This is a genomic window from Paenibacillus etheri (assembly GCF_001012825.1).
Classification (GTDB): Bacteria; Bacillota; Bacilli; order Paenibacillales; family Paenibacillaceae; genus Paenibacillus_AQ; species Paenibacillus_AQ etheri.
The window spans coordinates 1-19,402 of record NZ_LCZJ02000014.1; the positions used below are offsets into that span (position 1 = coordinate 1).

Annotated in this window: 16 protein-coding genes, 9 tRNA genes, 2 rRNA genes and 1 pseudogene; 23 read left to right on the plus strand and 5 right to left on the minus strand. The window is 45.4% G+C overall.

What is annotated here, in order from left to right:
• The 12 genes from UQ64_RS02070 to UQ64_RS02125 all read left to right on the plus strand — a co-directional run.
• Positions 1-98, plus strand: a 23S ribosomal RNA gene (locus UQ64_RS02070); the annotation flags it as partial.
• 214 nt (positions 99-312) lie between these two features.
• Positions 313-429 (plus strand): 5S ribosomal RNA (gene rrf, locus UQ64_RS02075).
• A gap of 214 nt (positions 430-643) precedes the next feature.
• Positions 644-1,171 carry an AAA family ATPase gene (locus UQ64_RS02080; RefSeq protein WP_060621891.1) on the plus strand — a complete coding sequence of 176 codons (528 nt, stop codon included), beginning with the start codon at positions 644-646 and terminating at the stop codon, positions 1,169-1,171.
• A 93-nt stretch (positions 1,172-1,264) separates the two neighbouring features.
• Positions 1,265-1,339, plus strand: a tRNA-Glu gene (locus UQ64_RS02085).
• An 88-nt stretch (positions 1,340-1,427) separates the two neighbouring features.
• Positions 1,428-1,503, plus strand: a tRNA-Val gene (locus tag UQ64_RS02090).
• A gap of 44 nt (positions 1,504-1,547) precedes the next feature.
• A tRNA-Met gene (locus tag UQ64_RS02095) sits at positions 1,548-1,624 on the plus strand.
• Between the two features lie 25 nt (positions 1,625-1,649).
• Positions 1,650-1,727: transfer RNA gene (locus tag UQ64_RS02100), tRNA-Asp, on the plus strand.
• A gap of 15 nt (positions 1,728-1,742) precedes the next feature.
• Positions 1,743-1,815: transfer RNA gene (locus tag UQ64_RS02105), tRNA-Lys, on the plus strand.
• A gap of 36 nt (positions 1,816-1,851) precedes the next feature.
• Positions 1,852-1,926, plus strand: a tRNA-Gly gene (locus tag UQ64_RS02110).
• 10 nt (positions 1,927-1,936) lie between these two features.
• Positions 1,937-2,013, plus strand: a tRNA-Arg gene (locus tag UQ64_RS02115).
• 19 nt (positions 2,014-2,032) lie between these two features.
• Positions 2,033-2,111 (plus strand) — tRNA-Leu (locus tag UQ64_RS02120).
• A gap of 79 nt (positions 2,112-2,190) precedes the next feature.
• Positions 2,191-2,263: transfer RNA gene (locus UQ64_RS02125), tRNA-Lys, on the plus strand.
• A 346-nt stretch (positions 2,264-2,609) separates the two neighbouring features.
• Here UQ64_RS02125 and UQ64_RS02130 read toward each other — a convergent pair.
• The 3 genes and pseudogenes from UQ64_RS02130 to UQ64_RS02140 form a co-directional block, all read right to left on the minus strand.
• Entirely contained in the window at positions 2,610-3,530 is a 921-nt protein-coding gene (locus UQ64_RS02130) for an aldo/keto reductase (protein ID WP_060621892.1), read from the minus strand.
• Positions 3,531-3,748: 218 nt separating this feature from the next.
• Positions 3,749-4,939: an enoyl-ACP reductase FabV gene (gene fabV / locus UQ64_RS02135; protein WP_060621893.1), complete on the minus strand. Its 1,191-nt coding sequence runs from the start codon at positions 4,937-4,939 to the stop codon at positions 3,749-3,751.
• 227 nt (positions 4,940-5,166) lie between these two features.
• Positions 5,167-5,403: pseudogene (locus UQ64_RS02140) on the minus strand (aldo/keto reductase); the annotation flags it as partial.
• Between the two features lie 183 nt (positions 5,404-5,586).
• Here UQ64_RS02140 and UQ64_RS02145 point away from each other — a divergent pair.
• The 11 genes from UQ64_RS02145 to yajC all read left to right on the plus strand — a co-directional run bounded on the left by UQ64_RS02145 (position 5,587) and on the right by yajC (position 17,811).
• Positions 5,587-6,561, plus strand: a complete 975-nt coding sequence (locus tag UQ64_RS02145; protein WP_060621895.1) for an ornithine cyclodeaminase family protein — start codon at positions 5,587-5,589, stop codon at positions 6,559-6,561.
• Between the two features lie 11 nt (positions 6,562-6,572).
• Positions 6,573-7,736: a dipeptidase gene (locus UQ64_RS02150; RefSeq protein WP_082650950.1), complete on the plus strand. Its 1,164-nt coding sequence runs from the start codon at positions 6,573-6,575 to the stop codon at positions 7,734-7,736.
• An 11-nt stretch (positions 7,737-7,747) separates the two neighbouring features.
• Positions 7,748-9,874, plus strand: a complete 2,127-nt coding sequence (locus tag UQ64_RS02155) for a CocE/NonD family hydrolase (protein ID WP_060621897.1) — start codon at positions 7,748-7,750, stop codon at positions 9,872-9,874.
• Positions 9,875-9,990: 116 nt separating this feature from the next.
• On the plus strand, positions 9,991-10,710 hold the full coding sequence (locus tag UQ64_RS02160) for a BofC C-terminal domain-containing protein (RefSeq protein ID WP_167348447.1): 720 nt from the start codon (positions 9,991-9,993) through the stop codon (positions 10,708-10,710).
• 253 nt (positions 10,711-10,963) lie between these two features.
• Entirely contained in the window at positions 10,964-11,467 is a 504-nt protein-coding gene (ruvC, locus tag UQ64_RS02165) for a crossover junction endodeoxyribonuclease RuvC (protein ID WP_036677679.1), read from the plus strand.
• On the plus strand, positions 11,464-12,081 hold the full coding sequence (gene ruvA / locus UQ64_RS02170) for a Holliday junction branch migration protein RuvA (RefSeq protein ID WP_060621899.1): 618 nt from the start codon (positions 11,464-11,466) through the stop codon (positions 12,079-12,081). The genes ruvC and ruvA overlap by 4 nt, the downstream gene beginning before the upstream one ends.
• A 35-nt stretch (positions 12,082-12,116) precedes the next feature.
• Complete coding sequence (ruvB, locus tag UQ64_RS02175; protein WP_042191128.1) at positions 12,117-13,124, plus strand: Holliday junction branch migration DNA helicase RuvB; 1,008 nt, start codon at positions 12,117-12,119, stop codon at positions 13,122-13,124.
• Between the two features lie 33 nt (positions 13,125-13,157).
• Positions 13,158-15,257 (plus strand): SpoIID/LytB domain-containing protein, encoded by a 2,100-nt coding sequence (locus UQ64_RS02180; RefSeq protein ID WP_082650951.1) that lies wholly within the window; start codon positions 13,158-13,160, stop codon positions 15,255-15,257.
• Between the two features lie 9 nt (positions 15,258-15,266).
• The gene (queA, locus tag UQ64_RS02185; RefSeq protein WP_060621900.1) at positions 15,267-16,295 is read left to right on the plus strand and encodes a tRNA preQ1(34) S-adenosylmethionine ribosyltransferase-isomerase QueA; all 1,029 of its coding nucleotides are present in this window, start codon (positions 15,267-15,269) and stop codon (positions 16,293-16,295) included.
• 21 nt (positions 16,296-16,316) lie between these two features.
• Positions 16,317-17,453, plus strand: a complete 1,137-nt coding sequence (tgt, locus tag UQ64_RS02190; RefSeq protein WP_060621901.1) for a tRNA guanosine(34) transglycosylase Tgt — start codon at positions 16,317-16,319, stop codon at positions 17,451-17,453.
• 49 nt (positions 17,454-17,502) lie between these two features.
• Positions 17,503-17,811: a preprotein translocase subunit YajC gene (gene yajC / locus UQ64_RS02195; RefSeq protein WP_042191123.1), complete on the plus strand. Its 309-nt coding sequence runs from the start codon at positions 17,503-17,505 to the stop codon at positions 17,809-17,811.
• Positions 17,812-17,924: 113 nt separating this feature from the next.
• On the opposite strand, the gene UQ64_RS02200 is transcribed toward yajC, so the two are convergent.
• Together UQ64_RS02200 and UQ64_RS02205 are read right to left on the minus strand one after the other, a co-directional pair.
• The gene (locus tag UQ64_RS02200; RefSeq protein WP_245237833.1) at positions 17,925-18,764 is read right to left on the minus strand and encodes a phosphatase PAP2 family protein; all 840 of its coding nucleotides are present in this window, start codon (positions 18,762-18,764) and stop codon (positions 17,925-17,927) included.
• A 94-nt stretch (positions 18,765-18,858) separates the two neighbouring features.
• Positions 18,859-19,251 (minus strand): TIGR04086 family membrane protein, encoded by a 393-nt coding sequence (locus UQ64_RS02205; RefSeq protein WP_060621902.1) that lies wholly within the window; start codon positions 19,249-19,251, stop codon positions 18,859-18,861.
• Positions 19,252-19,402: the final 151 nt, after the last annotated feature.

Here is a 19,402-nt window from a genome sequence, read left to right on the forward strand (position 1 = left end):
AGTAAGACCCCTTGAAGACGACGAGGTAGATAGGTTGGAGGTGGAAGTGCAGTAATGCATGGAGCTGACCAATACTAATCGGTCGAGGGCTTATCCTAAAAATACCCCAAAAAGTGAAGAGGAAGCTGCGAAGCTAATTCCGAGTACTTTCCGGGGGCCCCGTAAGAAGGGCAAACGCAAATTTGTTTCGGATTCAGTTTTCAGGAATCAAGTTCTAACTCATAGGGTCCTAGTGGCTATATGATGATGAATTTGTTTTCAGCATTTGGCGATGCTGAGACCTGAATAATGCATTTGTACCGCAAATGCCCGTTTGGTGGCGATAGCGGAGGGGTTCCACGCGTACCCATCCCGAACACGACCGTTAAGCCCTCCAGCGCCGATGGTACTTGGACCGAAGGGTCCTGGGAGAGTAGGACGTTGCCAAGCACGCAAGACCATTGTTGAGTCATCGACAGTGGTCTTTTTGTTTTACGTTACACAGAGAGCTTTCTTGCAAAGGTGTTATGAAAATATGAAATAAATCTATTTAATAGTGTTTTAAATGGAAGGTTTTTTATGATAATGTGGTTTAATAGAGTCACTTTTTTGTGATTCAGTTTTAGCCAGTCAAATGAATAGATTAATCAGGGGGATAATGATCTTGATTATATGGCTCAATGGAGCTTTTGGCGCGGGGAAGACAGAAACTGCATATGAATTACATCGTAGACTACCTAATTCTTTTGTATATGATCCAGAGAATGTAGGGTATTACATAAGAGCTAACATTCCCGGTGCGATGACAAAAGATGACTTTCAGGACCATTATCTTTGGCGTGAAATTAACCATTCCATGTTGAAGTATATAGCTAGCGAATATAGTGGGACGATTATCGTACCTATGACCATAGTTAACCCAGATTATTGGATGGACATAGCTGGTAATCTAATAAATGAGGGATTAGAGGTTCATCATTTTACTTTGTGTGCCTCACGAGAGACGCTGCTCAAGAGATTGGGTGGTAGAGATGAAGGGAAAGACTCGTGGGCCGTTCATCAGATCGACAGATGCATCACAGGGCTGAATAAGAACGTATTCAAGGAGCATTTAGACACGAATAACCTGACTACGTTTGAAGTCGCGGAGATGATATCACTTAAGCTTAATATTACTTTAACGCCTATTTAGGAGAAAAAAGAAAATATATTAATTTAGGTATTGCTATACATCGAAATACATGATATAATATTTTTTGTTGTCAAAACATTTTGTTTTCAATAAGGCCCGTTGGTCAAGGGGTTAAGACACCTCCCTTTCACGGAGGTAACATGGGTTCGAATCCCATACGGGTCACCATTTTCTTTGAAACGTAATTGTTCTTCTGAAATAAAATCTTGCATTATAGATTGAATTATGTTATGGTAATTGAGTTGCTTCTTTACATGGAGGCTTAGCTCAGCTGGGAGAGCATCTGCCTTACAAGCAGAGGGTCGGGGGTTCGATCCCCTCAGCCTCCACCATGAAGCTTTCTTATTGTAACAGATAGTTGAATATTTTTTAATGACGCGGGGTGGAGCAGCCCGGTAGCTCGTCGGGCTCATAACCCGAAGGCCGCAGGTTCAAATCCTGCCCCCGCAACCAAATTTCATCAAGCAATTATTCTTTTGGAACCGTGGTGTAGTTGGCCTAACATGCCTGCCTGTCACGCAGGAGATCGCGAGTTCGAATCTCGTCGGTTCCGCCATTTTTCTTGCTTCATGAGCCATTAGCTCAGTTGGTAGAGCACCTGACTTTTAATCAGGGTGTCGAAGGTTCGAGTCCTTCATGGCTCACTTCTTAAGTGAGTCGGACATTAATACATACCGTGTGCGGACGTGGCTCAGCGGTAGAGCATCGCCTTGCCAAGGCGAGGGTCGCGGGTTCGATTCCCGTCGTCCGCTCCATATAAATTTTGCGCCCTTAGCTCAGCTGGATAGAGCGTTTGACTACGAATCAAAAGGCCGGGAGTTCGAATCTCTCAGGGCGCGCCATATTTTAACTTCATACTTTGCCGGCGTGGCGGAATGGCAGACGCGCTCGACTCAAAATCGAGAGGGAAACCGTGGAGGTTCGAGTCCTCTCGCCGGTATCAATTAGCAAGCGAAGCTCTTATGCGTTAAGCTAAGAGCTTTTGCTTTTCAAGTTCAATAAGGTAAACATTATATTATGGACTCTTAGCTCAGTTGGTAGAGCAGTAGACTCTTAATCTATTTGTCCAGGGTTCGAGCCCCTGAGAGTCCATCCTTAAAAGAAACGGCAGAGATGCTGTTTCTTTTTTTTGGTGCGCCCAGCATGGGCGCTATCTATAGGGATGAAGTCCCGAATGGCGAATTGCTAGGAATCCAATTGTGTCTCGAGCTTTGAATAACCAATACTGGGAATCCAAAGGACTTAAGAGTTTATTGGACGAATACAACTCCGTACAGAATGTTTCATGAACCGCCGTATACCGAACGGTGCGTAAGGTGGTGTGAGAGGTCGGTGGCTCACCGCCCCCTCCTACTCGATTAAGAGTTAAACGGTTTCAATCATAGTCACAAAAAAAGCCACGAAGTGCGATATTAGCGTACTTCGTGGCTTTTGATATTTATGGAAGGATATTACCGGCAGCGCGGTAAATTTCATACCATTCTGGTCTGGTGAGTGTAATATCGGATGCTTTGGTAATATCCCGCAAGCGTTGTGTATTAGTTGTACCTACAACGGGCTGCATATTTGCCGGGTGTCTGAGAATCCAGGCAATGGCAATGGCGGTATTGGTTACCTCTTTTTCAGCTGCTAAGCGGTTAATGACCTCGTTCAATTCAGGGAACTTGTCGTTGTCCAAGAATACACCTTCAAAAAAGCCATATTGGAAAGGTGACCATGGCTGAATGGTCATGTCATGTAGGCGACTGTACTCCAAAATTCCACCATCATGGACAACCGAACCGGAGTTAGTCATATTCACATTGAAGCCGGTATCAATCATACCCGTAACCATGATGCTTAATTGTAGCTGGTTGAACAGCAGTGGTTGCTTTACATTTTTCTTAAGTAGCTCGATTTGTAGCGGGTTCTGATTGCTGACACCAAAATGCTTGACCAATCCCTTGCTCTCCAGAATGTCAAAAGCCTCAGCCACTTCTTCCGGCTCGAACAGCGTGTCAGGACGGTGAAGCAGGAGCACATCGATATAATCGGTCTTCAAGCGTTTAAGGCTACCCTCCACGGATTGTAGAATATGCTCTTTGGAGAAATCAAAATAGCCCTTGCGGATTCCGCATTTGGTTTGGATCAGCATTTTATCACGCATACCAGGATTGTTCTGAAGTACTCCTGCGAATACCTCTTCAGCTTTGCCGTCCGCGTAAATGTCGGCATGATCAAAGAAGTCTATTCCGAGCTCAAGCGCACTATGTACATGTGTATCAGCCTCTTTTGCAGACAAATCCGCAATCCGCATACAGCCAAGCGAAATTTGGGACACGTCAAGTACACCATTCGCTACACTAATTTTATTAACCATGAGTGATTCACTCCTTTGAATGTAAGTAGAACTTGCAGTATTCTATCAAACCATATCACAAAGTGGGAGGCTAAGCCAATATGCCCTACGACGTATAGATAGGCTGTAGGCAAAGCACAAAAAAGAGGCTGCCTCATCAGTAGAATTCACTACTTTTGCAGACATCCTCTTTTTTAGATACATCCCATAACTAATATATGGGTGTATTCATTATCATTTTAGTACATATTCGGAATGTCTACATTAGGATCAATATCAGCTTCGTAGTCTACGCCATCTGTTCTAAAGCCAAACAGATTGAAGAAATCTTGGCGGTAGCCTTCCAGATCAGCTAGCTCACCGGCATTGTCGGTTGTCAGCTCGTCCCAACGTTTCATAACCTCAGTCTGGACATCCTCACGCATTTCCCAGTCGTCAATTCGGATCAAGCAGCTTCCGTCAGCAGTAGCCTTGCCTTCACCGTAAAGATGCTCAGAGAACAAGCGGTACATTTGTTCAATACAGTTCTCGTGCAGACCTTTTTCCTTCATCACTTCATAAAGTGCAGAGATATAAAGGGGCACTACAGGAATCGCTGAGCTGGACTGAGTTACGAGCGCCTTATTAACGGATACGAAGGCACGTCCGCCTTTTGATGCTAGAAGGTTATTCATTTGAATCGCAGTCTGTTCCAGATCGTGCTTAGCTTGGCCAATCGTTCCATCCCGATAGATAGGGTGAGTGATCTCAGGTCCGATGTAGGAGTAAGCAACGGTAGTAGCACCATCTGCAAGGACATCAGCTGCTTGAAGCTGATCGATCCACATTCTCCAGTCTTCGCCGCCCATAACGGCGATCGTCTGACGTACCTCTTCTTCCGTAGCAGGTTCAATAGTGGTCATGGATACTTCACCTGTGTGGAAGTTCAAGGTTTTATTCGAGTAAGCTGTTCCCACTGGTTTAATTACGGAGGAGAAGGTCTCTCCTGTTACCGGGTGGGTGCGGCGAGGTGAAGCGACACTATAAATCACTAAATCGACTGTGCCATATTCGGCTTTAATCAATGCAATGGTCTTCTCTTTAATAGCATCAGAGAAGGCATCGCCAACTATGCTGTGTGATTTAAGTCCAAGCTCTGCTGCTTGTTGCTCAAAGGCAGCGGAGTTGTACCAGCCTGCAGAAGCTGTGCGCTGACCTTCCGCAGCTTTATCGAAGAACACACCAATGGTATTGGCGCCAGCACCAAAAGCAGCTGAAATTCTAGAAGCTAGTCCGTATCCGGTAGAGGCACCAATGACAAGTACATTCGCAGGCCCCTCAATTTTCTTTTGTGCTTTTACATATTCAATTTGTTGTTCTATTTGTTTGGCGCATCCCTCTGGATGGGCTGTTGTACATATAAATCCGCGTGTTTTAGGTTGAATAATCATCAAGGAATTCCCCTTTGTATAAAAATTTAAGTCTACTGATATACAGAGAAAGTATAGCAAACAATATTTACTAATACAAAGAATTTAGGATATTCGGTAGCGTATTATATTGAAAATCCCCCCAGAATTAAAGCGTGGGGGGCTTAATGTACATATTGTATGGGTGCTTATATGGAAGTTGCTATTACGCCTTAAAGATTGAATCAATGGAATTGATCTCTTCTGGTGTCACGGCCGCCTCTTTCTCTCAGCACTTCTCCAACCAGTTCCTCGGATCTACCTGGACCATAGATATAGGCGGAATCAATGAAATTGATCCCATGATCAAGAGTGTTGCGAACGATGTTTCTACCGGTCTCATCATTTAAGCCGGGAAATAAATTATGCCCACCAACAGCATTGGCACCCAGTCCGAGAGGGAGTACCTGCAAATTTGTTCTACCTAAAGTTATTTCACTAGACATAATCAATCGTAATCTCCTTAAAATAGAATATGAACTATATTAAGTATAGCGAATGGCCCGTGGTAAGATAAATTGCGGACTTCCAGCTCTATACATGAATATTTACAGCGTATAAGTTATGATATAAAGAATAATTTTGCGTCCCACACTTGTTGTCACAATGAAGTAAAGGAGGTTTGTCTTATGCTAGTCGTTAATCAAAATGAAGTAGCTGAGCTATTAGCAATGGAGTCTTGCATCACAGTGATGGAATCCGTTTTGAAGGACTTGTCCGCAGGGCAAGCCGTACAGAGCTTAAGACAAGTACTTCCGCTGCACCAAGGCAATCTGATTGGCCTAATGCCGGGTTTTTTGAAGGGTGAAGAAGTAGCAGGAGCCAAAATCATCAGCGTGTTTCCAAGCAACCATGGTTCAGGGTTACCTTCCCATCAAGGGCTTGTTACGCTATTTGATTCTTCTACCGGTGTTCTGAAAGCTGTAGTAGATGGACAAAAGATCACGGCAATCCGCACAGCGGCAGTTAGCGCAGTAGCCACTCGTTATCTGGCCAGAAAAGATGCTGAGGTGCTTGCCATTCTTGGTACGGGTGAACAAGCCAAAAGCCATCTGGAAGCGATGCTGCTGGTTCGATCCATTCGCGAGGTCATAGTCTGGAGTAGGACCCTTGCGAAGGCAAAAGATTTCCAAGCAGAGATGAGCCGTAAATATGGTGTGGACATCATTGTAGCTGAGTCTGTTCAAGAGGCAGTCCGTCCAGCAGATATCATTTGTACCGTAACAGCATCCACAGAGCCAGTACTCAAAGGAGAATGGCTGAAGTCCGGTGTACATATCAATGCGGTTGGAGCGTGCAGACCAGCGGATCGTGAGCTGGATTCGGAGACCGTCCGGTTAGCTAAGTTATATGTAGACCGATTGGAATCCGCGCATAATGAATCTGGGGATTATTTAATTCCGCTGAAGGAAGGCGTGATCACTTCAGGCCAAATCATCGGTGAAATGGGTGAACTGATCAGCGGGAGTATTGAGGGCAGAACTACAGCTGATGAGATCACTCTTTTTAAAGGACTGGGACTTGCCATAGAGGATTTAGCAGCAGCTAACTTCATTTATAATGAAGCAATTAGATTACAAAAAGGGATTGAAATTGCATTCTAAGGAGCGACCACATGATGAGCACATATGAAGGTTTGTATGATTTCGGGTTGACGGAGCTAGAAGAAGAGCGGGCTGTACGTTTGCATGAACAGAACATTAATATTGATTTGCTATTCCAGGGTCCCTTATCACCAAATGCAATTCCGGAGTCTGTGTCTGAAAAAATTAAAGTGCTGTGTGAGCCATATAAAGATGAGCCGATGATATACAGCAGCATGCCAGCAAAAATGATCACAAAGCTGTCGGCCAGCGGTGAGATCGCCGAGTATAAAAGTGAATGGTATAAGTCGGGAATTACAGCGGGGAACCGGGAACTTCATTTAGAATCCTTAGAAAGCATGATCACGAGCATGGCTGAAGTTCAGCTTCAGTTCGACTCCGCAGATTGGTTAGTTAAAGCTTTAACCGCAGAGGACATACGTGCAGCCAAGCGTAATGGTCATAAGGCGGGTATTATTACTGCGCAAGAAACGGATGGCTTAGGTACCAATCTGGACCTATTAGATGTGTTACATAATTTTGGCTTAAGAATTCTACAACTAACCTATAACAATCAGAATCAGATCGGTGCAGGCTGTGCAGAACAGTCGAACGCTGGGATTACGAATTATGGAAGAAGATTCATTGAGCGTCTGAACAAGCTCGGGATCATTGTAGATACGGGACATTGCGGAAAACAAACAACGCTCGATGCTTGTCAGTATTCTAAGACTCCGGTCATTGCTTCACACACAGGTGTAGAGGCTATCTATCCGCATATGCGCTGTAAAAGTGATGAAGAGATTATCGCGATAGCGAAGACGGGTGGAGTCATCGGTATTTTTGCTATGCCGTGGTTTGTTCATGAAGATCCTAACCATACGACCATTGATCATGTGCTGGATCATATCGAATATGTGATTCGGCTTGTAGGCGTGGATCATGTCGGGATTGGAACGGATTGGCCGATGAGCGATGTGCTCTGGTCATTGGTTTATTTTAAAGAACATATTGCACCCAAGCTAGGATTCGCCAAAGGAGACGGACCTTCTACTGAAACCGTTGCCGGGCTTGAAAAATATAGTTATTTTATCAACTTTACTAGAGGTCTAGTGGCTCGCGGTTATACGGATGAGGATATTGCAAAGATCATGGGTGGTAACTGGCTGCGCGTATTTGAAGAAATTTGGGGATAGGGGATAAATAGATGACAACATACTTGAACACAACTATATTTAACTTCTACTGTTCGGGCATTTATTCAGGGAGAATACATTTTACGGAACAACAAATCATGCTCGCTAAGGTTGATCCACGCAGACGAACACAAATGCAGTACAATGTGCTGGATAGCCAGTTCAAGACCATACTTTCATTTCAAAAAATCCACGAATACATGGAAGCTTACGCTAAAGCAGAATGGGTCAATGATGAGGTAGTTCTAAGTAATGGTGATCTTTATCAAAAGCATATTCAGTATCAGGCTGTAATGGATGGCCGTGAGCGCACTTCACAAGTATGGGCGCTACGAAAAGAGACAGCACTGGATATTGTGACCTTGGATGGTGAGATTATTGCCTTTCTTACGCCGAATCGGTATGGTATCGAGCTGATTGTTAAAGCAGGGTATGAGAAGCTGACGCCTCTAGTTGTTTATGATGATCCCCTTTTGTCCAAGCCAGAGTATGGTGTAAATGATTTGGGTACGGATCTGATTCCGATGCGCGATGGTGTGAGACTGGCTACGGATGTGTTTCTTCCTGAGGGCATTCAGCCGGGAACCAAGCTGCCGACAATTCTTGTAAGGACCTGTTATGACCGTAACGGGAAAAAAGAGATTTTTATGAGATGGGCCAACAAAGGTTATGCAGTGGTGTCACAGGACGTTAGAGGGCGGGCCGATTCGGAAGGAGAATTGATCCCTTTTTATAATGAACGGGATGATGGCTATGATACGATTGATTGGATTATTGCGCAGGAATGGTCAGATGGCAATGTTGGAATGTGGGGCGCTTCCTATCTGGGCTTTGTGGTTGTCTCGGCGGCGACCAGTGGGCACCCCAATTTGAAGGCTGTTGTGGATGAAGTCAATGTTGGCTCGCCGTTTATAGATACGGCACGTAAGGGTGGAACGCTTTGCTCTTGGCCACTCTTGTCTTGGACGCTTGCACAATCTGTGGGCACCCGGACGGATTTTGATATTTTTGGGGGCATTACGGTGAACCCAGAAGCGGCCGTCGATGCGAGACCGATTAAGGAGATTCCACAGCAAATGATCGGCAAGGCATCAGGACCATGGGATCTGTGGAGTCAGCATCCGGAGTATGATGATTTCTGGAGAAACTGTACCTTTACGGAGCGTGGGGATCAAGTGCAGGTCCCTATGTATGTAATCTCAGGCTGGTATGATGGCGACAGCCCTGGCGTATCGGAGACTTGGAGAATGCTGACTGAACATGATGTGCCAAACCGCAAAATCCGTCTGGGTGCATGGGAGCATGGGCCAAACCGAGCCAGAGACTATGAAGGTGTAAGCTTCGGCAATGATGCAGTGGTCTATGATTATGATGTTTCTGTACTGCGCTGGTTCGACCGCTTCCTCAAAGGCATTCCGAACGGTATAGATCAGGAGCCTAGAGCATCTTATTATGTCGTTGGTGAGAATCAGTGGAGAACGTCGGAGGATTGGACACCGGTTGAAGCTACAACTACGCCGTTTTTCCTTTCGAGTGAGGGTCGGGCTAATTCAGGACAAGGAGATGGGAAGCTGCTCACAGCGCCAGAGGAACACTCTCCAGAAGATACTTATGTCTATAACCCTAACGATCCTATGAATGATAGCGGTGAGCGAGAGCCTGAAAATTTGCGGAAGTACGAACTGCGGAATGATATTCTTGTGTACACTAGTGAGGTGTTGACGGAAGAATTGACTATTGCTGGCGAATTGTCTGCTGTCATCTACGCCGCTAGCACAGGTAAGGATACGGATTGGGTAGTTACACTTAGTGATGTGAATGAACAAGGAGACTCTATCCGGTTATCTAACTATATTGTCAGAGCTAAATATCGTCATGGGTTTGATGCACCACAACTGCTTACGCCAGGGCAAGTGGAGGAATACGATATTTTCATGCCGAATATTGCTCACAGATTTGCGGTAGGACACCGAATTCGTTTCTCAATCACCTCGTCCAGTAAATTCGTTGCTTTTCCTAATACGAATACTGGTGGTAACCCGTATGAAGATACAGAGGCAATTACAGTACTGCAGACCGTTTACCATAATAGTGAATATCCAAGCCATGTGAAGCTGCCGGTCATTCCTAACGCTTGAACTACACTGCAACGTCAACCTTGTAATTAAGATGAAATATCGATTATTCACAGAAAAGCGCATAAATGATCCCTTCTCAGGTCACAATAGGGAAAAACCAGAATGAAGGGATTAACGTGTCGCGCATAAAAAAACAACTTTGGCAGCGATGGAGACGTTGGAAAAAGGCGCTTTGGGTAGGAGCAGCTTGTTTAGCTCTGACTGTACTGGCTTGGCGCAGTATGCAGGTGCCTGAGGAAATCAGTGGACTGCTGACGGATTCTAGTTGGACGGATAGTGCCGAAAGCGAGTTGACCGCAGCTGTATTTAAAGTAGGTGTGGACAGCGGTGAGGAGAAAGAGAAGGGCACTATAAATAACGAACAACTGTTGCAGACAATAACCCAAAGCGGACTCAGCAGAACCGTTCATTTGAAAATATCGTATGTATCTGGGGAAGAAATTCAGACATTGCCGGGTGTAAAGAACCCGCTTCAGCTTAAGAAAATAATTCATGAACACCCAACATGGAACGGTTGGATCAGTAGCGAGGGAGATTTGTGGCTGGAACAAAAAGTGAATGATCTATCGACCCTAACAAAAAAAGAAGCCTATATCGGTGTCGATGCGTTTGGGAACTTGAAATTGTTTAAAGGGCCTCCAGTGCAGGAAAAGGTTCTGAAGACCTTTTTTCAAATGGATATGGGTTCCTTGAAGTCCTCTCTGCCGGAAAGTATTTGGAAAGAGCTTCATGAAGGCATTCGTGTGCAGGATATTGAAGAGTATAACAGCGTGTTGTCTACTTTCAGTGACTATGCGCGTGAGGCTGCCGAACATGTCATGCAGAATAAGCAATAGCATCTTAAGCATATGAGCTGTCCTAAAGTCATTATTAATGGCTATAGGGCAGCTTTTTTTTGCAAATATAAAAAGGTTTGAGGTTCTTATTGTAGGCCTAAAGTTGTCATTTCGTTGCAAAGGGGAAACTTTTTTTCTCCCGGAAGGGGTATTTTTGCTATAATGGTTAGAAGGAATACATATGTTCGCTTCATAGCGGAGTAATGGATGAAAACGGTGGAATAAACTGCCTGTTATAGAGGAGAGATCGTGCTTGCGCATTTTGGGAATCGATCCAGGGCTGGCGATTGTCGGTTTTGGCTTTGTGGATAAAGAAGGTCACAAGTTGACCCCAGTCCAATATGGTTGTATCCAGACTGAGGCTCATACGCCTGAGGAAGAACGTCTGCTGCATGTCTATGAAGGCATGGGTCAGCTTATTGATAAATATAAACCTGATGCTGTAGCGATAGAGAAGTTGTTCTTCGCACGTAATGTTACAACAGCTTTACCAGTAGCGCAGGCTCGCGGAGTGACGATATTAGCGGCTGTACAGCGTGGCCTACCCGTCTCGGAATATACACCTATGATGGTGAAGCAGGCTGTTGTTGGTTATGGTAAGGCAGAGAAGCGGCAGGTACAGGAAATGGTGAAGCTGTTACTGAAATTATCGGCGATCCCTAAACCGGATGATGTAGCAGATGCACTCGCGGTAGCGGTATGTCATGCCCATTCGAGCAGTCTTAATTCTAAATTAAATGAGGTATTGCGAAAATGATAGATTTCTTAAGAGGACCCGTCGTTCATTTAGAGTCGGAATATGTGGTGCTGGATGTACAGGGAGTAGGATATCGGGTGTTCTGCCCGAACCCTTATGCTTTTGCTAAAGCAGAAGGGCCTGTAACGATCTATATTCATTATCAAACACGTGAGGATGCGACACTTCTGTTCGGATTCCCGACTCGGGAAGAGCAAAAATTGTTCCGCAAGTTGATTGAGGTATCTGGGATCGGACCGAAGGTTGCACTCGGTATACTGACAGGTGGAACTCCAGATCAGTTGATCTCGGCAATCTACCAAGAGAATATAACTTTCTTAACGAAACTGCCGGGCATTGGCAAGAAGACGGCGCAGCGGATGATCCTAGATTTGAAGGACAAGCTGGACGGACTCAGTATGGCTTCGATGCAAACGGGATTATTTGCAGTTCCAATGGAAGAAAGGGCGGATGGATTAGCTTGGCAAGAGGCTAGAGATGCCCTTAAGGGATTGGGTTATACCGAAAGTGAATTGGACCGTGTGTGGCTCGCTATGAAGAAAGAGGGAGCAGAGACAGGGACTGTAGATGTGTTAATGAAGAAAGCACTTGGGCTATTATATATTGCTAAGTAAAGCCGAACACATCCTGAAGAAAGGGAGCGATAGGAATGGATGACCGGATTATATCCGCTAATTTGATGATGGACGAGCAAGCCGTAGAATTAAGTTTACGCCCTCGTTATCTGGGAGAATATATCGGACAGAATCAGGTAAAGGAAAACCTGAAAATATATATCGAAGCAGCCAAAATGAGAAGCGAAGCGCTGGATCATGTGCTGCTCTACGGGCCTCCAGGTCTTGGTAAAACAACACTCGCGAATATTATCGCCAATGAGCTGGGTGTGAATTTACGAACAACATCCGGTCCTGCAATAGAGCGTCCAGGGGATCTAGCCGCCCTGCTGACGAACCTGCAGGAAGGCGATGTGTTGTTCATCGATGAAATTCACCGCTTACACCGGACGGTGGAGGAGGTTATGTATCCGGCGATGGAGGACTTCGCGCTGGACATCATGATCGGCAAAGGGCCAAGTGCCCGTTCGGTACGATTGGATCTGCCGCCGTTCACACTTATAGGCGCTACCACTCGTGCTGGCCTGCTGTCAGCGCCACTACGTGATCGTTTCGGAGTGGTCAGCCGCTTGGAGTTCTATACCATAGATGAGCTAAGCTTCATTGTTGCCCGAAATGCAGATCTTTTAGGGATTGAGATTGTCGGAGATGCGGCGGAAGAGATAGCGCTTCGTTCCCGGGGAACGCCGCGGATTGCGAACCGACTATTGAAGCGAGTCCGTGATTTTGCTCAAGTGCGCGGAGATGGGATTATAACCCCTGAAATTTCTGGGGAAGCCCTGAAGATGCTACAAGTGGATCCACGTGGGCTGGATAGCATCGACCACAAGATGTTAAGAGCGATGATTTCAAGCTTTCGTGGCGGTCCTGTAGGTCTGGATACGATTGCTGCTACAATTGGTGAGGAAAGTCAGACGATTGAGGACGTTTATGAGCCCTACCTGCTGCAGATAGGATTCTTGCAGCGGAGCCCTCGTGGAAGAATTGTAACCCCGGCCGCTTATCATCACTTAGGCCTTCCGCTCCCTCCGGAGCAGCACTGAGTCTGTAACTACATTCATAAAGGAGGATGCTGGATGAAGCATACGAAGATGAAATGGAGAGGAATAGCTCCACTAAGCAAAGGATTGCTAGCAGCTGTGATTGCTGTGGGAAGTCTCTTGATCCCTGCGGGTGCCAGTCATGCCGATTCTAATAGTACGATACGAGTTGCCCTTTATGCCGATATTGGTAGTAAATATAAATCCACTGTGCCAGCAGTAACTATGCAATCGACACAAAGCTTCACTTTGATGTCAGACCAACCAGGGAGCGTTCCTTTGGTATCAGTGCCTGCCCAGAGTAGAATTCGTGTTAGTGTGGATGGTTATAGAGTAAAGGTAATGGAGACTTCAAGCTGGAAAACTGCTGCTGATGCGGCTAAAAAGCTTCAGTCTACCTCTGATAAGCCTCAGATTTTTATGATTTCTAGAAATGGCAACAATGTGTATCAGTTATATACAGGTGTTTATGCCAGTGAAGCTGCTGCCAAGGATGGGCTTGCCCGTGTAGTAAAGGCAGGGCTCGCAATTCCTGCTGATCAAACCCCTGCGGTGAAAGGGGATAAGCATTTATCGGCGGGTCACTATTCTTCGGAACAAGAAGCTGATACTGCTCTGAGTAGTATCACAGCTGCAGGTTTTGATGCCTGGAAGGTGTTTCTCTCAGGAAGTGATGGCAGTGCTCAGTTTGAGGTATGGGTTGGCGAAGCTGCGAACGACAAAGATTTGGCTACTGTTCAGACGGCAGTATCTGCAGCATTGCCACAACTTGTTGGATCTGCTGCAACTTCACCTGGGTTAATCATGCGTCTGGATGCTGGGTTGGACCTTAGCAGCGAGACACAGGCAAATCATTATATGGTTTTCGGAAATGCTAAATTTTTGGCAGTTGGCAGTGAGGCTGGGATTCAGCTCGAAGAAAGATCCAAGCGTACTTACCGTGGAAATATGGAGCTAAGTAATTTGAGAGGTTCCCTAGCTGTTATCAATGTAGTGTCACTGGAACAATATTTATATGCAGTGGTTGGAGGAGAAGTTTCCTCAAGCTGGCCGGATGAAGCTCTAAAGGCTCAGGCTGTCGCCGCTCGGAGCTATGCAATGGCGCAAGGCAACCGTTTCGAAGTAGCGAATGTAGTAGATTCTACATTGAGTCAGGTATATAACGGAATCGGATCAGAAGCTCCAGTCATTATTAAAGCAGTGGATGCTACTGCCGGTGAAGTATTGATGAGTGGTGGTAAGGTTGTGGAGGCTGTGTTCTCCTCGAACAGTGGCGGTGTAACCTCTGATCCATCGGAGGTATGGGGTAACGGTGGAGATGCATTTGCCAGCGTTCCCAGCAAAGAGGATGTCGCAGCTACCGCGACCGCTAAGAAGTGGTATTATCTACTGCTCGCTAATGGCATCTCTGGATATGCACGTGAGGATAACATTAAATTGACCGGAAATAAAACTGCAGCGGGACTGGATGTAGTGACTGCTACCACTAAAGATGTCAATGTACGCCCCCTTCCTGCTGTTGAGAGTAGTGTAAGTGCAGTGGGTAAGCTGAATCCAGGCGAGAATGCAGTTGTTCTGGATAAAGTATATGAGTCCGGCAGCTATAGCTGGATCAAAGGGCCATATACCTCTGCCGAACTTCTAAAAAGCTTGCAGGGTAAAACAACTAGTACGCTCCCTTCCAGCATCCTTAATTTGCAGGTCACTCAGCGCGGTCCTTCTGGAAGAGCGATTCAGGTGAAAGCGAATGGTCAGGCTCTGGATGTGAAATATCCTGATATGTTCCGTTCTGCGTTCAATGGATTGCCAAGTACATTGTTTGATATTGTACCAGCCGGAAGTTATACTGTATTAGGCGCTGACGGTGCTACCAGTACGATTGGAAGTTCACAGAGCGCAGGTGTACTCTCTGCATCAGGTAAGGTTAATGTGAACGGTAGTGGAACTGTAGTGATGGGCGGAGATTCATCAGCCAGAGCGATTACTAACAGTTCGGGCTTTCTGTTCATTGGCCAAGGATACGGTCATGGTCTAGGCATGTCGCAATGGGGCGTGAAAGGCATGGCTGACGGCGGGTATGATTACAAGCAGATCTTGCAACACTATTATCAGAACGTTACTATAGTTAAGGAATGAAGACAGACCATGAATGTAGATGCATATGATTTTCATTTGCCGGAAGAATTAATTGCCCAGGCACCACTCTCTGACCGTAGCTCTTCTAGACTGCTCTTAGTAAATAAGGAGGATGGGGAGCTGGCTCACCGGCATTTTACCGATATTATTAATTATTTTCGACCGGGAGATACACTCGTTCTGAATGATACGAGAGTCATTCCTGCCAGATTGTTTGGGGTTAAAGAAGATACGGGAGCTAAAGCTGAAGTGCTTCTCCTTAAGAATCTGGGAGAAGATCGCTGGGAAGCCCTTGTTAAGCCAGGCAAGAAGCTTAAGACAGGAGCAGTCATCATTTTTAGTGATGAGCTTCGTGCTGTTATCGAGGACGAGGCTGATATGGGTGGCCGAACGCTTAGGTTCATTTATCAGGGTATTTTTCAGGAAATTCTGGACAGGCTGGGAACGATGCCGCTTCCTCCGTATATCAAGGAAACACTGGATGATCGGGAACGATATCAGACCGTTTATGCTAAGCATGAGGGATCGGCTGCTGCTCCTACAGCAGGGCTTCATTTTACCAAAGAACTGTTGGAACAGATTGAGGCCAAGGGTGTAAATATTGCTTATATCACACTTCATGTGGGTCTCGGTACTTTTCGTCCGATGTCAGTTGAGAAGGTTGAAGAGCATGTTATGCATTCAGAGTTTTTCGTAATGTCCCAAGAAACAGCAGATACCATAAATGCTACCAAGGAACAAGGTGGCCGCATTATTGCCGTAGGGACCACTTCTTGTCGGACACTTGAAACTGTCGGAAGACAATGTGATGGCGGTCCGCTTGTGGAATGCAGTGGTTGGACGGATATTTTCATCTATCCGGGGTATAAGTTTAGTGTAGTCAATGCGTTAATTACTAACTTTCATTTACCGAAGTCTACTTTGGTGATGTTGGTTAGTGCTTTGGCAGGTCGGGAACATATTCTAGCTGCTTATGAAGAAGCGATAGAGCAGAAGTACCGGTTTTTTAGCTTTGGAGATGCAATGTTTATTTACTAAGGTAAGAGGATGGGTTAACTTATGGCAGCAATTACTTATGAGCACATCAAAACGTGCAAACAATCCGGAGCAAGACTTGGAAGAGTCCATACTCCACATGGTGTGATTGAGACACCTGCATTTATGCCAGTCGGCACACAAGCCACAGTCAAGACAATGAGTCCTGAAGAACTGAAAGAGATGGATGCTCATATTATTTTGAGCAATACGTACCATCTATTTCTGAGGCCTGGTCATGATATTGTTCGTGAAGCAGGCGGACTGCACAAGTTCATGAACTGGGACCGTCCAATTCTAACGGATAGTGGCGGATTTCAAGTATTCTCGCTCAGCGACATGCGCAAGATTACGGAAGAAGGCGTTCATTTTCGTTCCCATCTAAATGGGGACAAGAAGTTCCTGTCTCCAGAAGTTGCAATGGAAGTTCAGAATGCACTTGGCTCTGATATCATGATGGCATTTGATGAATGTCCTCCATTCCCAGCTGAATATGATTACGTGAAAAAGTCACTGGAGCGTACAACACGCTGGGCAGAACGTTGCCTGAAAAGTCATGCTCGTCCAAATGACCAAGGTCTATTCGCTATCGTGCAAGGTGGTATGTATGAGGATCTTCGCCGTCAGAGCGCGGCAGATTTGACTTCCATGGATTTCCCGGGGTATGCTATTGGAGGGCTCAGCGTCGGAGAGTCCAAGCAGCTAATGTATGAAGTGCTGGATTATACAGTTCCCCTGCTGCCACAAGGAAAACCTCGCTATTTGATGGGCGTTGGTTCACCGGATGCGCTGTTGGAAGGATCAATCCGGGGAGTGGACATGTTCGACTGTGTTCTGCCTACCCGTATTGCTCGTAATGGAACAACGATGACCAGTCAGGGAAGACTCGTTGTACGCAACGCAAAGTATGCCCGCGATTTCGGGCCGCTTGATCCGGAGTGCAACTGCTATACATGCCGGAATTACTCCCGCGCTTATTTGCGCCATCTAATCAAAGCCGATGAAACCTTCGGACTTAGATTGACGACATACCATAACTTGCACTTCCTTTTGGATTTGATGCGTAAAGTGCGCGAAGCCATCAAGGAAGATCGGCTGCTTGATTTTCGCGATGAGTTTTTTACTAAATACGGATTATATGATAATCTTAAAGGCTTCTAAAGCTTCGTTGAAGTCCATGTTTTAATGTGCTTTGAAAGGGGGGAGAAATATGTTTCAATATGCAGCAGCAACAGGCGGAGGTAGTATACTGGGTCTGGTAGGTCCATTCGTACTTATGTTTGTAGTATTCTACTTCTTGCTGATTCGTCCGCAACAGAAGAAGACCAAGACACGTAATGCAATGTTGAAGTCTCTGAAAAAGGGCGATAAAATCGTTACTATTGGTGGTCTTCATGGTACGATCATGGAGATTTCCGATGATATCGTGGTTCTACGCGTCAACGATGTAACTAAGCTTACCTTTGATCGCGGTTCCATTAGCCACTCCGTTGCGACGGACGTGGAGGAGAAAGTATAGTATTGATTTAAGTACATAAAAAGCGGTGTCTTCTCGTTAAGAGAGGACACCGCTTTTTTGAAATATAAGAAAGTATAAGTTTCAACTTTCATATTTCATAGTTATCTAGGAGTTTAACGCATATCCGTTATTCGGCTGCGAACCGTGAGCGATTCTTCGCGTCCTCGTAAGGTTAATCTGGCGAGTTGTACACCAACTGCAGAAGCAAGGACTGCAAGCAGGGTGCCGCCTATCATATCTGTGAGCCAATGAATGCCCAGATAGAATATACCAAAGACGATTAGGACTGCGGAAATACTCGTAATGACCATCCAGCGGCGGTTTCCTGAACGGAATGCCAGAAGTGCCATCGTAACGGAAATGGACGTATGCAGACTCGGGAAGCAGTTGTTGAGACCAGATAAAGGGCGGTACTCCTGCTCAAACTTCGGAAATACATCCAGCATAGTAAATCTAACGCCTGCAGGTACATAGGACCATACCTCGTCCACAGGGAAGTATAGATAGAATGGAATCGCCACGGCATAGTTAATAATAATAGCATAGCAGGTTGCATACAGCATCACACGGTTCTTATCTAACAGATAGACACCTAGAGAAGCTGCTAATACAGATTGAAGCATAAAAATGTAGAAGAAGACTATGATAGGTGTCAGCCAAGGACTATAGAATATATCCTGAACAGCTTGGACAAAATGCCCCTCTAGTCCAAATACAAATGACGTATAATCTGAGGAAAGATGCATTTTCTCTTCAATTTGCAGTTCATATTTATTCAAGACCAGTACACCAAACATTCCTGCCATCAGTAGCAAAAACTTATATGACCGCAGCATCTCTTTCCCGATTTCAACCAATGCCATGATTGGATTACGACGAGCGCCAATCCATACTAATATCACTACTAATGCAACTGTGTACAAAACAATATGGTTCATTGATTGGTAAAGCAAAGCAATCGAAGCCTCCTTGATCTCTTAATGAAGTCAGATGATCACAGTTTAACATATTTTCAAGGAATGTTTCGAATTTAATGAAATAATAATTTTAGCTTTTTTGTAAATTAACCCCAAACATTCCGCCTAGAGCACCAATCGCTGCAGCAGCTAGAACCCAAAGAAGGTCAATACCTGAAGGTGAGCTATCCAGTGCCAGAAATCCAATTAACAGAATGATAATCCCGTAAAAGATTCCTGTAAGACTTCCCTGATACCAGCCTTTATTCGTGGCTCTGCGACCGGCGGTTAGACCTCCAAATGCTGCGGCTATGCCGTGTACTATATAAGTGTACATTGAGAGATCCTGCTCCTTCAGACCGCTGCCCCATAATAAAAGAGAGAGGACAAACGCGCCAAACAGCATCCAAAGGAATGATCGACATAGGCCAGATAACACAGGATTGGCTATTCTCCATGAGAACAGGCGCCGGATTAAATACATGGTACAACCTCCTAAAGTTTTTTTAGAAAAATAATCTACATAAGTTATTATTCATTGTATGGGAAGGCTTGCCCCAATAGTACAAGAATGGGCATTGCAGCCTTTTACCATTAATTAATATGTGAGCTTCCGAATGTTCCCTGTGCTGAGC

What these genes read in the sequence shown, in the direction of transcription:
- tgt (WP_060621901.1), top strand. Translation starts at nt 16,317, where the DNA reads ATGGCAGCAATTACTTATGAGCACATCAAAACGTGCAAACAATCCGGA.
- UQ64_RS02155 (WP_060621897.1), top strand. Translation starts at nt 7,748, where the DNA reads ATGACAACATACTTGAACACAACTATATTTAACTTCTACTGTTCGGGC.
- fabV (WP_060621893.1), bottom strand. Translation starts at nt 4,939, where the DNA reads ATGATTATTCAACCTAAAACACGCGGATTTATATGTACAACAGCCCAT.
- UQ64_RS02145 (WP_060621895.1), top strand. Translation starts at nt 5,587, where the DNA reads ATGCTAGTCGTTAATCAAAATGAAGTAGCTGAGCTATTAGCAATGGAG.
- UQ64_RS02150 (WP_082650950.1), top strand. Translation starts at nt 6,573, where the DNA reads ATGATGAGCACATATGAAGGTTTGTATGATTTCGGGTTGACGGAGCTA.
- ruvA (WP_060621899.1), top strand. Translation starts at nt 11,464, where the DNA reads ATGATAGATTTCTTAAGAGGACCCGTCGTTCATTTAGAGTCGGAATAT.
- UQ64_RS02205 (WP_060621902.1), bottom strand. Translation starts at nt 19,251, where the DNA reads ATGTATTTAATCCGGCGCCTGTTCTCATGGAGAATAGCCAATCCTGTG.
- yajC (WP_042191123.1), top strand. Translation starts at nt 17,503, where the DNA reads ATGTTTCAATATGCAGCAGCAACAGGCGGAGGTAGTATACTGGGTCTG.
- UQ64_RS02130 (WP_060621892.1), bottom strand. Translation starts at nt 3,530, where the DNA reads ATGGTTAATAAAATTAGTGTAGCGAATGGTGTACTTGACGTGTCCCAA.
- ruvB (WP_042191128.1), top strand. Translation starts at nt 12,117, where the DNA reads ATGGATGACCGGATTATATCCGCTAATTTGATGATGGACGAGCAAGCC.
- UQ64_RS02180 (WP_082650951.1), top strand. Translation starts at nt 13,158, where the DNA reads ATGAAGCATACGAAGATGAAATGGAGAGGAATAGCTCCACTAAGCAAA.
- queA (WP_060621900.1), top strand. Translation starts at nt 15,267, where the DNA reads ATGAATGTAGATGCATATGATTTTCATTTGCCGGAAGAATTAATTGCC.